This is a genomic window from Aureimonas sp. Leaf324, assembly GCF_001423245.1.
Lineage (GTDB): Bacteria > Pseudomonadota > Alphaproteobacteria > Rhizobiales > Rhizobiaceae > Aureimonas.
The window spans coordinates 259,263-271,674 of the sequence record NZ_LMOH01000026.1; the positions used below are offsets into that span (position 1 = coordinate 259,263).

Annotated in this window: 14 protein-coding genes and 1 tRNA gene; 9 read left to right on the forward strand and 6 right to left on the reverse strand. The window is 69.3% G+C overall.

From position 1 onward, the window contains the following. Positions 1 to 85: 85 nt before the first annotated feature. Positions 86 to 265: a hypothetical protein gene (locus tag ASF65_RS16335; RefSeq protein WP_055891384.1), complete on the reverse strand. Its 180-nt coding sequence runs from the start codon at positions 263 to 265 to the stop codon at positions 86 to 88. Beyond that, a complete protein-coding gene (locus tag ASF65_RS16340) occupies positions 262 to 465 on the reverse strand; it encodes a hypothetical protein (RefSeq protein ID WP_055891387.1) in 204 nt (67 codons plus the stop codon). The genes ASF65_RS16335 and ASF65_RS16340 overlap by 4 nt, the downstream gene beginning before the upstream one ends. A 219-nt stretch (positions 466 to 684) precedes the next feature. On the opposite strand from ASF65_RS16340, the gene ASF65_RS16345 reads away from it, so the two are divergent. Next, on the forward strand, positions 685 to 1,701 hold the full coding sequence (locus tag ASF65_RS16345; RefSeq protein WP_055891390.1) for an LLM class flavin-dependent oxidoreductase: 1,017 nt from the start codon (positions 685 to 687) through the stop codon (positions 1,699 to 1,701). A gap of 6 nt (positions 1,702 to 1,707) precedes the next feature. On the opposite strand, the gene ASF65_RS16350 is transcribed toward ASF65_RS16345, so the two are convergent. The 4 genes from ASF65_RS16350 to aroA form a co-directional block, all read right to left on the reverse strand. After that, a complete protein-coding gene (locus tag ASF65_RS16350) occupies positions 1,708 to 2,307 on the reverse strand; it encodes a GNAT family N-acetyltransferase (RefSeq protein ID WP_055891393.1) in 600 nt (199 codons plus the stop codon). A gap of 156 nt (positions 2,308 to 2,463) precedes the next feature. Beyond that, the gene (rpsA, locus tag ASF65_RS16355) at positions 2,464 to 4,164 is read right to left on the reverse strand and encodes a 30S ribosomal protein S1 (RefSeq protein ID WP_055891395.1); all 1,701 of its coding nucleotides are present in this window, start codon (positions 4,162 to 4,164) and stop codon (positions 2,464 to 2,466) included. 265 nt (positions 4,165 to 4,429) lie between these two features. Continuing rightward, a complete protein-coding gene (gene cmk / locus ASF65_RS16360) occupies positions 4,430 to 5,074 on the reverse strand; it encodes a (d)CMP kinase (protein WP_055891719.1) in 645 nt (214 codons plus the stop codon). Positions 5,075 to 5,514: 440 nt separating this feature from the next. Then, on the reverse strand, positions 5,515 to 6,870 hold the full coding sequence (gene aroA, locus ASF65_RS16365; RefSeq protein ID WP_055891398.1) for a 3-phosphoshikimate 1-carboxyvinyltransferase: 1,356 nt from the start codon (positions 6,868 to 6,870) through the stop codon (positions 5,515 to 5,517). Between the two features lie 264 nt (positions 6,871 to 7,134). Here aroA and ASF65_RS16370 point away from each other — a divergent pair, with 264 nt between their 5' ends. The 8 genes from ASF65_RS16370 to ASF65_RS16405 all read left to right on the forward strand — a co-directional run bounded on the left by ASF65_RS16370 (position 7,135) and on the right by ASF65_RS16405 (position 12,378). After that, the gene (locus ASF65_RS16370; RefSeq protein WP_055891402.1) at positions 7,135 to 7,563 is read left to right on the forward strand and encodes a TIGR02300 family protein; all 429 of its coding nucleotides are present in this window, start codon (positions 7,135 to 7,137) and stop codon (positions 7,561 to 7,563) included. Positions 7,564 to 7,722: 159 nt separating this feature from the next. Then, a tRNA-Ala gene (locus tag ASF65_RS16375) sits at positions 7,723 to 7,798 on the forward strand. A 196-nt stretch (positions 7,799 to 7,994) separates the two neighbouring features. Next, positions 7,995 to 9,206, forward strand: a complete 1,212-nt coding sequence (locus tag ASF65_RS16380) for an acyltransferase (protein ID WP_055891406.1) — start codon at positions 7,995 to 7,997, stop codon at positions 9,204 to 9,206. 302 nt (positions 9,207 to 9,508) lie between these two features. Continuing rightward, positions 9,509 to 9,718 carry a cold-shock protein gene (locus ASF65_RS16385; protein ID WP_055891410.1) on the forward strand — a complete coding sequence of 70 codons (210 nt, stop codon included), beginning with the start codon at positions 9,509 to 9,511 and terminating at the stop codon, positions 9,716 to 9,718. A 257-nt stretch (positions 9,719 to 9,975) separates the two neighbouring features. Beyond that, positions 9,976 to 10,470 (forward strand): DUF4142 domain-containing protein, encoded by a 495-nt coding sequence (locus ASF65_RS16390; protein ID WP_162239504.1) that lies wholly within the window; start codon positions 9,976 to 9,978, stop codon positions 10,468 to 10,470. Between the two features lie 79 nt (positions 10,471 to 10,549). Continuing rightward, positions 10,550 to 11,047 carry a DUF892 family protein gene (locus ASF65_RS16395; protein WP_055891416.1) on the forward strand — a complete coding sequence of 166 codons (498 nt, stop codon included), beginning with the start codon at positions 10,550 to 10,552 and terminating at the stop codon, positions 11,045 to 11,047. Between the two features lie 35 nt (positions 11,048 to 11,082). Further along, the gene (locus ASF65_RS16400) at positions 11,083 to 11,964 is read left to right on the forward strand and encodes a manganese catalase family protein (RefSeq protein ID WP_055891419.1); all 882 of its coding nucleotides are present in this window, start codon (positions 11,083 to 11,085) and stop codon (positions 11,962 to 11,964) included. 126 nt (positions 11,965 to 12,090) lie between these two features. Continuing rightward, a complete protein-coding gene (locus ASF65_RS16405) occupies positions 12,091 to 12,378 on the forward strand; it encodes a hypothetical protein (protein WP_055891426.1) in 288 nt (95 codons plus the stop codon). The last annotated feature ends 34 nt before the right edge of the window (positions 12,379 to 12,412 follow it).

Genomic DNA, 12,412 nt, shown 5'->3' on the forward strand with positions numbered 1-12,412 from the left:
TAAGCTGGCGGATCCTGCCGAAGAATCGGTAAGCGGCAGGGGAAATTCCCCTGCCCTGGTGAATCGTTGCTTTCGAGATCGGTCGCTATTCGGCGGCCGGGGCCCCGTTGGTGGCGACGCCGGGCGTGTTCGACGATCCCGCGCTGCCCGTCGGGCCGTCGCCGCTGCCCGTCCGCTTGCCGGCGGTCGGGTTGCAGGCGGCGAGCGACAGGGCGGCCGCGACGAGAAGCGCGCCCCTGGCGAGAGAAACCGTGCGGGTCGTCATGACGGGTGCGCCTCGGTCTCGTCCTCGCCTTCGCCCTCGCCCTCGCCCTCGCCTTGGAGCGAAGCCGCGATGCGCTCCGCCTCGGCCTCGTCGACCACGACCGGACGACCGCTGTCGTCGGGAAGGCCCCCGGCGCTCTGTCCGATCGACGCGTCGCGGGGCCGGTCGTTCGCCCCGTCCGTGATCTTGGGATGGTTCATCGGATCAACTCCATCTGAGATGCAGGACCAACGCGCCAAGCGCCGGGTTGGATGCCGGGTTGTTTCGTCGCGGCTGGCGACCCTGCCGCCGACCGGTGCTCACTTTGGAGACGATGAGGTCACCGGCGCGCGTCTCGACAGGGAACAGCCGAGGGGGCACCTGTCGCCCATCGTGCGGCCTTCCGTGCCGCCCTCCGTTCCGGCGTCAGGAGATGCCCCATGAAGTCCATCGGTTTTCTGTCCTTCGGCCATTGGTCGCCCTCGGCCCGCTCGGCCACGCGCTCGGCCGCCGACGTCCTTCTCCAGTCGATCGATCTCGCAGTCGCCGCGGAGGAGCTCGGCGCGAACGGCGCCTATTTCCGCGTCCACCATTTCGCCCGCCAGCTCGCCTCGCCGTTTCCGCTCCTGGCGGCGGTCGGCGCGAGGACGCGCCGCATCGAGATCGGCACCGGCGTCATCGACATGCGCTACGAGAACCCGCACTACATGGTGGAGGACGCGGGCGCCGCCGACCTCATCGCGGGCGGTCGCCTGCAGCTCGGCCTCAGCCGCGGGTCGCCCGAGCAGGTGATCGACGGCTGGCGCCATTTCGGCCACCTGCCACGCCCCGGCGAAAGCGACGCCGACATGGGCCGGCGGCATACCGAGACGTTTCTCGATCTCCTGCGGGGCGAGGGCTTTGCTGAGCCGAACCCGCGTCCGATGTTCCCCAACCCGCCGGGACGCTTGCGCCTCGAGCCGCATTCGGAAGGCTTGCGCGAGCGGATCTGGTGGGGCTCGGCGTCGGATGCGACCGCGGTCTGGGCGGCGCAGCAGGGCATGAACCTTCAAAGCTCGACGCTGAAGGCCGACGAGACCGGCGAGCCGTTCCATGTCCAGCAGGCCCGGCAGATCCGCGCCTACCGCGCGGCCTTCGAGGCGGCCGGGCACCAGCGGCGGCCGCGCGTCTCCGTGTCACGCTCGATCTTTGCGATCGTGAGCGATCTCGACCGGGCCTATTTCGGCGGCGACGCGTCGCACGACCAGGTCGGCGTCATCGACAACATGCGCGCCGTGTTCGGCCGCTCCTATGCGGCCGAGCCGGACCGGCTCGTGGACGAGTTGCGGCGCGACGAGGCGATCGGGGAGGCCGACACGCTGCTCCTGACCGTGCCGAACCAGCTCGGCGTCGCCTACAACACCCATGTGATCGAGGCGATCCTCACCCACGTCGCCCCGGCGCTCGGCTGGCGCTGAGCCCGGCTATTCGAAGATTGGGACGTGGGGCGCCGCGTCCCGCGGCAAGAGGCCGGCAAGGCGCGGGTCGTCGTTGATCTCGACCTCCTGGCCGACCGCCGTGAAGCCCGATCGCGCGTAGAAGGCGAGCGCGCGCGGGTGGTCCATGGTGTTGGTGTGGAGCCAGAGGCGCGTCGCGCCGGACGCGAAGGCGTGGGCGATCGCGTGGTTCATCAGGCGCCGCGCGGCGCCGGTCGCTTGGCGCGCGGCGGTGACGCCGAAATACTTGATCTCGCAGTCGCCCCCGCCGCCCCGCCAGTCGAACTCCAGAAGCCCTTCGAGGCGCCCGCCGACGCGCTCGCCGAAGACCTGCGTCTCGGGGCTCGCGAGTTGCGCTTCCAGCGTCTCGCGCGCCATGAACAGGCGGGTGAGCCAGAGATAGTCCTGCCCGACGCGGCGGAAGAGGTCGAGATAGTCGTCCGCCGGGATGCCTTCGAGCGACACGACCTCGCCGTCGAGACCCGCCGGCACCGGGCGGGGCGGGGCGGGCTCGCGCATTTCCAGCGTGGTGGCGATCGCCGCGATCTTGCCGCGGCCGATCGGGGTGAAGCGGGGCGTCTCGCTCATGGCGGGTCCTCGGGAACGTCCGTGATCGCGAGCCGGATGCCACGCCGCCGGGTGCCGGGCAAGGCACGGCCGAACAAAAAAGACCCGCGCCGGTCGCCCGGCGCGGGTCTCTCTGTCTCACGTGAAACGGGCGGCGAGAGCCGCCCGGATCGAAGCTTACTCGGCGTCGCGCTTGTTCATCGCGGCGGCGAGGATGTCGCCGAGAGAAGCGCCGGAGTCGGTCGAGCCGTACTGCGCGACGGCCTCCTTCTCCTCGGCGATCTGCAGCGCCTTGATCGACACGCCGACGCGGCGGGCCTTCTTGTCGAACTGCGTGACGCGCGCGTCGACCTTCTGGCCGACCGAGAACTTCTCGGGGCGCTGGTCGTCGCGGTCGCGGCCGAGATCGTTGCGGCGGATGAAGGCGGAGTACTCGGTGTCCAGGATCTGGACCTCGATGCCGCCCTCGTTCACCGACGTGACCTCGCAGGTGACGATCGCGCCGCGGCGCAGGTCGCCGGCCTCGGGGGCCGAGGTGACGGCGTCGCCGCCGACCTGCTTGATGCCGAGCGAGATGCGCTCCTTCTCGACGTCGACGTCGAGAACCTGGGCGCGCACGGTGTCACCCTTGTTGAACTCGTCGATGACCTGCTCGCCCGGACGCGACCAGTCGAGGTCCGACAGGTGGACCATGCCGTCCACGTCGCCCTCGAGGCCGATGAACAGGCCGAACTCGGTCTTGTTCTTGACCTCGCCCTCGACGATCGTGCCGACCGGGAACTGGTCGCGGAACGCTTCCCAGGGGTTCTGGAGCGTCTGCTTGAGGCCGAGCGAGATGCGGCGCTTGACCGGATCGACCTCGAGCACCACCACTTCGACTTCCTGGGAGGTCGAGAGGATCTTGCCCGGATGGACGTTCTTCTTGGTCCAGCTCATCTCGGAGACGTGGATCAGGCCTTCGATGCCCGGCTCCAGCTCGACGAAGGCGCCGTAGTCGGTGATGTTGGTCACGCGACCGGAGACCTTCACGCCCATCGGGTACTTGACGCCGATGCCCTCCCAGGGATCCGCCTCGAGCTGCTTCATGCCGAGCGAGATGCGGTGGGTTTCCTGGTTGATGCGGATGATCTGCACCTTAACCGACTGGCCGATCTGGAGGATCTCGGTCGGGTGGTTGACGCGGCGCCAGGCCATGTCCGTCACGTGGAGCAGGCCGTCGATGCCGCCGAGGTCGACGAACGCACCGTAGTCGGTGATGTTCTTGACCACGCCGTCGACGATCTGGCCTTCCTCGAGGTTCTGGACGATCTCCGAACGCTGCTCGGCGCGGCTCTCCTCGAGGACCGTGCGGCGCGACACGACGATGTTGCCGCGGCGCTTGTCCATCTTGAGGATCTGGAACGGCTGCGGGGTGTTCATCAGCGGGCCGACGTCGCGGATCGGACGGATGTCGACCTGGCTGCGCGGCAGGAAGGCCACGGCGCCGTCGAGGTCGACCGTGAAGCCGCCCTTGACCTGGTTGAAGATCTGGCCTTCGACCTTCTCGCCGGCGTTGAACTTGACCTCGAGCTTGACCCAGCTCTCCTCGCGGCGCGCCTTGTCGCGCGACAGGACGGCTTCGCCCAGCGCGTTCTCGATGCGCTCGACGTAGATGTCGACGACGTCGCCGACCTTGAGGGTGGTCTCGCCGCCCTTCTGGCCGAATTCCTTGAGGGCGACGCGGCCCTCGACCTTCAGACCGGCGTCGATGACGGCCATGTCCTTCTCGATCGCGACGACCGTTCCCTTGACCACGGCGCCTTCGGCGACATCGTTCTCATGGAAGGACGCTTCGAGAAGCGCGGCGAAATCGTCGCGCGAAACTGCTGCGTTGGACATTCGTTCTCCTTGCGACCCCGCCTCTATCCAAGGCTCGGGGCATCGCGCCGGGGGTTCGTCGCTACAGGGCCGTCCGGCCGGTTCCGCCCCCGGCCACGCCCGCGCTTTGCGGAAGGGCTGGAGGCACGGAGCCGTGCCGCCTCAGAGGCGACAGGTCCGTTTCGGCGCGAGGAACCGGCGGCCGGCGGTGAATTCTCATATTCCGGAACGCATGCGCGCCGCCCGGCACCGGCCCTTGGAGGGTTCGGCGTTGGACGGCTCGGCGCTACGGTCCGTTCCGTTGATGTGGCGACGCGTCGACGATCCGACAAGCCGCCCGGAACGCGTCTTCTATATCGAGTTCGCTCGTGTCCAGCAAGGCGGCGTCGGGAGCAGCCTTCAGGGGCGCCGCGGCCCGGCCCGAATCGCGCTCGTCGCGCGCCCGGACCTCCTGGAGGATCGTCGCGTAGTCGACGCTGCGCCCCTTGGCGACGAGCTCGGCGGTGCGGCGGCGGGCGCGCACCTCGGCCGAGGCGGTGACGAAGATCTTCACCTCGGCCTGAGGGCAGATCACCGTTCCGATGTCGCGCCCGTCCAGGACCGCGCCGCCCGGCCGGCGGGCGAAGCCGCGCTGGAACTCGGTGAGCGCCGATCGCACGGCCGGGTGCACCGCGACGCGCGAGGCAAGCTCGCCCGCTTCGCGGCCGCGCAGCGATCCGTCGTCGAGGATCGCGGGATCGAGCGCGCGCGCGACGGCGCCCATCGCCTCGCCGTCGTCGAGATCGAGGCCGCGCTCCTCGGCCACCCGTCCGATCGCCCGGTAAAGGAGGCCTGTGTCGAGATAGGCGAAGCCGTAATGGTCGGCGAGGCGCTTGGCGATCGTGCCCTTGCCAGCCGCCGCGGGCCCGTCGATCGCCACCGTGAACCCCATGCGCCCGCGCCCCTCTTCATCCGCCGTCCCGGCGTCCGTTGTGAAGCCTCGGGCGCCGAAGCTCAACGGATCGTCGCGCTGCCCGGCGAATTTCCCCATCAGCGCGAAGGCGGTGCCGAGAAGGCGGCCGAGCACGAAGGGGATGATGACGAAGAACAGGATCGCGGCGATCGACCCGAGGAACCAGACCAGCGACAGCATGGCCGCCAGCGTGCCGCTGCCCGTCGCCGCCTGCCATTCGGCAAGGTCCGAGCCCGACAGGCGAAGAGCGAGGGCTGCCGCCAGGACCAGCGGCCAGACGAGCTTGGGCACGGCAACGCCCGCGACCGAGCGACCGCTGGCATCGGCCCGCGCCCGCAGGCGCCCGGCGAACGAACGCGCGTAGATGAAGGCGAGCGGCGAGAAGAAGAGGACCGCGAGAAGGCCGGCCAGCCAGCCGCTCACCGGGCGGCCGGCTCCAGGACGCCGCCGAGGCCCGTCACCAGCCCCTCGAACTCGGGAAAGCTCGTCGCGATCATGGTCGCGTCGTCGACCGTCACCGGCTTTTCCGACGCAAGGCCCATGACGAGAAAACTCATGGCGATGCGGTGGTCAAGATGGGTCTCGACCGTCCCACCGCCGAGGCCGCGGCCGTCCGGACGCCCGGTGACGGTGAGCCAGTCCGGCCCCTCCTCATGGGCGACGCCGTTGGCGGCGAGCCCTGCGGCGACGGCCGCAAGGCGATCGGACTCCTTGACGCGCAGCTCCTCCAGCCCCTCCATCCGCGTCACCCCGTCCGCAAAGGCAGCGGCGACGGCGAGCACCGGATATTCGTCGATCATCGAGGGCGCGCGCGTGGCCGGCACCGAGACGCCGCGAAGCGCCGAATGGCGCACGTGAAGGTCGGCGACGTCCTCGCCGCCGGACTGGCGGGGATTGAGGATCTCGATGTCGGCGCCCATCTCGCGCAGCGTCTCGACGAGGCCGGTGCGGGTCGGGTTCATCAGCGCGTTCTCGATCACGACGTCCGAGCCCGGCACGAGGAGCGCCGCGACGACGAGGAAGGCCGCCGAGGACGGATCGCCCGGCACCACGAAGTCCGGCACGCCCTTGAGCTCGCCCTGGCCCTCGAGGCGGATGGTGCGAACGCCCGCGCCGTCGGTCTCCACCGACACGCGCGCGCCGAACCCTTCCAGCATCTTCTCGGTGTGGTCGCGCGTCATCACCGGCTCGATCACGGTGGTGACGCCCGGCGTGTTGAGGCCGGCCAAGAGCACCGCCGACTTCACCTGCGCCGACGCCATCGGCACGCGGTACTCGATCGGGGCGGCGACGCGCGGGCCCCGTAGCGACAGGGGCAGGCGGTCCTTTGAGCGGGCGAGCACCTGGACGCCCATCTCGCGGAGCGGGTCGAGGACGCGGCCCATCGGCCGGCGCGACAGGGACGCGTCGCCGACGAAGGTCGTGGTGAACTCGTAAGGGCCGACGAGGCCCATGGTGAGGCGCGAGCCGGTGCCCGCGTTGCCGAAGTCGAGGACGCCGTCGGGCTCGAGCAGGGCGCCGTTGCCGGTGCCGTCGATCACCCAGGCGTCGCCCTCGCGCTCGATCCGCGCGCCCATCTGGCGCATCGCGCGGCCCGTGGCCAGGACGTCCTCGCCCTCCAGCAGCCCGGTGACGCGGGTGCGGCCCGACGCCAGCCCGCCGAACAGGAAGGCGCGGTGCGAGATCGACTTGTCGCCGGGAACCCGGACGCGGCCCCGGAGGGCGCCTTCGCGCCGGCTGGTCAGGGGGCGGGGTTCGGAAGCGTGGGCGGTCATGGCATCCTCGGGAGGCGACGGAAGGCTTTGGCAGGCGGCGGCGGGCGCCGGGGGCTTCAGCGCAACGCCCTAACATGCGTCGCCCGGTGCGTCACGCACGACGCTTGCGCCTGCGTTCGGCAGTCTTTGACAAGCCGGGGCACAGGACGCTAAGGGACCACCGATTTTTCGACGGGAACGATCGGCCGTCGCCCGGTTTCTCCCAACGACCTTCGAACGGCCGCTTCCACGGCCCGCCCCTCCCCCGTCCGCGAGGCCCAAGCCATGGCAAAACCCGAACTCGGCACCAAACGTATCGACCCGGAAACGGGCCGCAAGTTCTACGATCTGGGCAAGGACCCGATCGTCTCGCCCTTCACGGGCAAGAGCTATCCGCTCTCGTTCTTCGAGACCGTCAAGGCGCCCCCGCGCGCCTCGCGCATCAAACAGGACGAGGAGGAGCAGGAGGTCGAGGTGACCGAGGTCGCCGACACCGACGAGGAGACGGTTTCGCTCGCCGACGTCGCCGAGGACGAGGACGCAGGCTCGTCCAGCGATCTGCCGAACGTCGACGGCAACGAGGATGACGACGTCGTCGTCGACGACGACGACGATGCGGACGAGGACGACACGTTCCTGGCCGACGACGAGGACGAGGACGACGACATGACCGACATCATCGGCGGCGGTCGCGACGACGAGGACGACGCCTGAACGGGCAGGGAACTCCGGTTCTGCGGGGGCGGCGAGGGAAATCCTCCCGCCCCTTCTTTTTTCGCTTGCGCTCCCGTCAGCATTGTCATACCTAGCCGCCACACCGGTCGCGGGGCCAGCCCAAGGGTCCCGACACGATGTCCGCCGCGAGGCGGCGATGGGGCCATAGCTCAGCTGGGAGAGCGCTACAATGGCATTGTAGAGGTCAGCGGTTCGATCCCGCTTGGCTCCACCACTTCTCTCCGACCGCCTCACCGCCGATCCGAACGAATCGCCCGCGACCTGCGTCGTCGGGCTTTCTGCCGTTCGGGCTTCCCCTCGCACGCCGGCTTTCCCGCCGGCCGGGTTCGCCGTATGAGGGCGCGGCCCGTGCGAGGGCCGGGGCGGCCGGCGGGCGCGATGTCGGCGCCTCGGGGCGAATGGGGGATGACTTGGGTTCGTCGAGCGCAGCAGCGCCCTGGGGCTATCTTGCCCTCCTCGCCGTCTGGCCTGTGGCGCTCAGCGTCGCCGACGGGCTGTCGCGCTGGCGGCCCGGCCCGGCGACCGCGATGGCTCGTCTCGGATCGCTCGACGGCGTGCGCGGCTTTCTCGCGCTGGCCGTGATGGCGCATCACTTCCGCATCGCCTGGAACTGGCGCCTCACGGGGCGCTGGGAACTGCCGGCGGAAACGCTCTTCAAGAACCTCGGCCCGGCCGGCGTGATCGTGTTCTTCATGATCACCGGCTTCCTGTTCTGGGGCAAGCTGGTGGGCGCGGGGGGACGCCTCGACGTGCGATGCTTCGTGATCGCGCGCGTGTTCCGGATCTATCCCGCCTATCTCCTGTCGCTCGCCGCGATCGCGGCCCTGTCCTGGCTGGCGGCCGACACCGTGTCGGCGCTGCCGGCGTCGCAGGCCTGGAAGAGCCTCTGGACCTGGCTCACCTTCGGCTTCGATCCCGACCTCGGCTTTCGCGGCACGCCGGAGGCGCATCTCATCAATGCCGGCGTCATCTGGACCCTCCAGTACGAATGGGTCTTCTACGCCGCCCTGCCCGTCATCGGGCTGACCCTCCTCGCGCTACGGCCGGGTGCCGGTTCGCGCGTCGCGGCCCTCGTGATTCTCTGCGCGCTGATGAGCCTCGCCCCCGCCGCCCCGCTCGGCTGGTTCCAGTGGCACATCGCGGCCGGCTTCGCCTACGGGGCCCTGACCTACGAGGCGCTCCGTCTGCCGCCGCTGGCGGGCGCCCTTCGCGGGGCGGCGGCCTCGATCCTTGGCCTGGTCGCACTCGGGGTCATGCTGGCGCTTCCCGGCTATCCGTTCGGGGCGCTCGCCTTTCTGCTCCTGTGGGGACCATTCCTCGCGGTGGCGGCCGGCAACACGATGTTCGGGGTCCTCGCCTCGCGCCCGGCCGTCGCGCTCGGCGACGCGAGCTACAGCCTCTATCTCTTCCACGGGCTCTTCGTGTTCGCCTTCTTCCGCCTGGTGCCGGGAGAGGTGCTCGGCCATGCCGCGGTCTGGCTCGGCCTGCCGCTCGTGGCCGCAGCGACGAGCCTCTTGGCGCTGGCCTGCTTCCGCCTTGTCGAGGCGCCGTCGATCGCCATGGGCCGTCGGCTGGCCGGAGAACGTCGACCCGTGCGCGCGAGCGAGGAGGTCGCCCCTTGAGGGACGCTCCCACCCGCCCATCAGGATCGCCGGAGGACCGCGTCGGGCGCGGGACCCTTGACCGCGAAGTGTTTGTCGTTCCGCGACCGGACCGGCCTTGCCGACGCGAATATTCGACATAATGCGGATGCCGGTTGCCAAAGGACGGCTAAAACCGTAAGGATTGCCCATCGAACTTTGTCGGTCGATCCCTTTTTTCAGCGTGACGCTGACTGAACGATCCTCTTCTACACTGTCGATTTCTGCATCGATGTGCATTCGGCGCAGCGAGCAATCCACTTTGTCTGAAAAGGGACACTGTCATGCCGAACGGAACCGTCAAGTTCTACAACGACACCAAGGGCTTCGGCTTCATCGCTCCGGACGAGGGCGGCAACGACGTCTTCGTGCACGCCTCGGCGCTCGAGCGCTCCGGCATGCGCGGTCTGGCCGAGGGCCAGAAGGTCAGCTTCGAAGTCGTCGCCGACCGCCGCTCGGGCAAGAACGCCGCCGAGAACATCAAGGCTCTCTGAGCGGCAGCGCCCCCCGCCGCAGGCGGGACGGCCGCGCCCATCGAGGATCATGTGAAGGCCGGGCCATGCCCGGCCTTTTTTCGTGGCCGCATGCCCCTCGAACCCTTAGCAAGGTATACTTGCCTGCCGAAATATTAGCTGGCGATATCTTCCGATTTCGATCGTTGACCAAGTAAAACGAGACGGTCCGTCTCGGAACAACAGTTGTCTCCGTCCCTTCCCCTTCGACGACGCTCCGTCGGAAAGGGATGACGAACATGAACAGACGACAGGTCGCCGGGAGCCTTCTCGGGGCTGCAGTCCTTAGCGCAGCACCGGGCCTTGCGCTGGCCCAGCGGCGGGCGCCCACGGACCGGATGAAGATGCCGATCCTGATGGGCGGCGATTTCTCGACCGCCACCAGCAAGCTCGCCGCTCGCAAGGCGCGCGATCCGGCCGTGCGCGAGTTCGCCAAGCTCGAGATCACCGAACAGGCGGCCGTCGCCGAAGCCTTCGGCGCCCGCCCGGGCAGCGCCGGACTGCGCCCCGACCAGGCCGCGATCGTCGCCAAGCTCGAGGCGGCGAACGGCGCGATGTTCGACATGATGTACATCGACGGCCAGATCGCGGGACACCGCGAGCTTCTCGACCTCCACCGCCGCTATGCGCGCGGCGGCTCCGACCCGATGGCGCGCGGCGCCTCGCTCGTCGGCGTGACCGGCATCGAGACGCACCTCTTCCTACTCCAGAACATCAAGCGCCAGATCGCCTGACCGGCGAGCGTCGGCTCCCCTCCCGGCCCGCCGGCATCTCCTCCAGCGCGGCCCCCTTCGTTCCAGCGAGGATCATTCCATGGCCAAAGAGAAGACCCTGAACGACGCGTTCTACGAGACCCTGAAGGACGTCTACTACGCAGAAAAGGCCTCGGTGCGGGCGCTGAAGAAATCGGCCAAGGCCGCGCGCGCCGACGAGTTGCGCCAGGCGTTCCAGACCCATGCCGAGGAAAGCGAGGTCCAGGTCGAGCGGCTGACCCGCGTCTTCGAGATCATCGGCAAGGCGGCGCGCGCCAAGACCTGCGAGGCCATGCAGGGCCTCACGGCCGAGATGGAGGAGGATCTCGAGGATTTCGGCGACACGGAGGCCGCCGACGACGTCCTGATCGGCTGCGCGCAGGCGATCGAGCACTACGAGATCGCCCGCTACGGCCTCCTGAAGGCCTGGGCCGTCAAGCTCGGCCTCGACGAGGCCGCCGATCTCCTCGGCCAGACGCTGGAGGAGGAGAAGAAGACCGACGCGCTCCTGAACGAGGTGGCCGAAGCGCTGCCCGCAGAGCGCGCGAAAGCGGCCTGAGCCGCCCCGATTGCCATTCGAAAAGCGACGATCCCATGTTCTATACCGACGGCAAGCTGCAATATCCCGTGCGCGTCGAGCGCCCCAACCCGCATTTCGCACGCGCCCTCCAGCAGGCGATCGGCGGCGTCGAAGGCGAGATCCGCGTCGCCCTCCAGTATATGTTCCAGGCCTTCGGCGCGCGCGGCCCCGCCAAGTACCGCGACATGCTCCTCAACACGGCGACCGAGGAACTCGGCCATATCGAGATGCTCTCGACCGCCGTCGCCCTCAACCTCGAGAACGCGCCACTCTCCTTCCAGGAGGAGGTCTCGGCCGACGCGATGGGCGGCGCCGTGCTGAACGGCATGGACATGCGCCACATCCTGTCGACGGGTCTGGCAGCCCTGCCCTCCGACGCCAACGGCGTGCCGTTCGACTGCTCGCATGTCTATGCGTCGGGCAATCTGGCCGCGGACATGTACGCCAACGTCACGGCCGAAAGCTCCGGCCGGGTGCTGGCCGTGCGGCTCTACAACATGACCGACGACCCCGGCATGAAGGACATGCTGAGCTTCCTGATCGCCCGCGACACGATGCACCAGCAGCAGTGGCTGGCGGCGATCGAGGACATGGGCGGGGCGGTGGAGAACCTGCCGATCCCGAACTCCTTCCCGCAGTCGCAGGAGGCAACTGAGCATTCCTACGCCTATTTCGGGCACATGGTGGACGGCTCGATCCCGGAAGGACGCTGGAGCGCCGGCCCGTCGATGGACGGCCGGGCCGAGTTCACGGCGGTCAAGTCGGTGCCGATGGGCGACAAACCTTCGCTCGCTCCGGCCCGGCCGGACGGCGGCGCGCAGGCCCAACAAAGCTCGAAGAGCGGCACGACCGGCCTTCTCGGCAAGGTGGAAGGCGCGATCGAGCGCCATCTCTGACCATCCGTCCCGCGTCCGGCCCGACCGGCCGGGCGCGGGACACCCTATGCCGATCGGGCGCCGCGGCTTAAACGTGGGCGCGAAGCCGGGTGCGATCCGGCGCGATCTGCGGGGAACCTTCGACCCATGCCCATTTCCGACGACACGATCCGCGTGATGGCCGGCGCGGTGATGAAGCTGCAGGCGCAGCTTCAGGCGCAGGACCTTCTCCTGCGCGGCCTCTACGCCGAGCGCGCCCTGCAGCGCGGCACCTTCCCGCAGGAAGCGGCCGAAGAGGTGCTGGGGCTCGGCGCGTCGCTGCCGGCCGACCCCGAGGATTTCGAGGGCCACGAACGGCACCTCGCCGACGTGCGCGCCGCCCTCAACGCCTTTGCGATGACCTTGAAGGCGCAGCTCGACGAAGCCCGCGTCTGAGAGAAGCCGGCCGGCGCCGCGTCGGCGCCGGCCG

Excerpts from the sequence above, each read along its gene's own strand:
- ASF65_RS16345 (WP_055891390.1), top strand. The coding sequence starts at position 685 with ATGAAGTCCATCGGTTTTCTGTCCTTCGGCCATTGGTCGCCCTCGGCC.
- cmk (WP_055891719.1), bottom strand. The coding sequence starts at position 5,074 with ATGGGGTTCACGGTGGCGATCGACGGGCCCGCGGCGGCTGGCAAGGGC.
- ASF65_RS16390 (WP_162239504.1), top strand. The coding sequence starts at position 9,976 with ATGAACAGACGACAGGTCGCCGGGAGCCTTCTCGGGGCTGCAGTCCTT.
- ASF65_RS16405 (WP_055891426.1), top strand. The coding sequence starts at position 12,091 with ATGCCCATTTCCGACGACACGATCCGCGTGATGGCCGGCGCGGTGATG.
- ASF65_RS16350 (WP_055891393.1), bottom strand. The coding sequence starts at position 2,307 with ATGAGCGAGACGCCCCGCTTCACCCCGATCGGCCGCGGCAAGATCGCG.
- aroA (WP_055891398.1), bottom strand. The coding sequence starts at position 6,870 with ATGACCGCCCACGCTTCCGAACCCCGCCCCCTGACCAGCCGGCGCGAA.
- ASF65_RS16370 (WP_055891402.1), top strand. The coding sequence starts at position 7,135 with ATGGCAAAACCCGAACTCGGCACCAAACGTATCGACCCGGAAACGGGC.
- ASF65_RS16335 (WP_055891384.1), bottom strand. The coding sequence starts at position 265 with ATGACGACCCGCACGGTTTCTCTCGCCAGGGGCGCGCTTCTCGTCGCG.
- ASF65_RS16385 (WP_055891410.1), top strand. The coding sequence starts at position 9,509 with ATGCCGAACGGAACCGTCAAGTTCTACAACGACACCAAGGGCTTCGGC.
- rpsA (WP_055891395.1), bottom strand. The coding sequence starts at position 4,164 with ATGTCCAACGCAGCAGTTTCGCGCGACGATTTCGCCGCGCTTCTCGAA.
- ASF65_RS16400 (WP_055891419.1), top strand. The coding sequence starts at position 11,083 with ATGTTCTATACCGACGGCAAGCTGCAATATCCCGTGCGCGTCGAGCGC.
- ASF65_RS16395 (WP_055891416.1), top strand. The coding sequence starts at position 10,550 with ATGGCCAAAGAGAAGACCCTGAACGACGCGTTCTACGAGACCCTGAAG.
- ASF65_RS16340 (WP_055891387.1), bottom strand. The coding sequence starts at position 465 with ATGAACCATCCCAAGATCACGGACGGGGCGAACGACCGGCCCCGCGAC.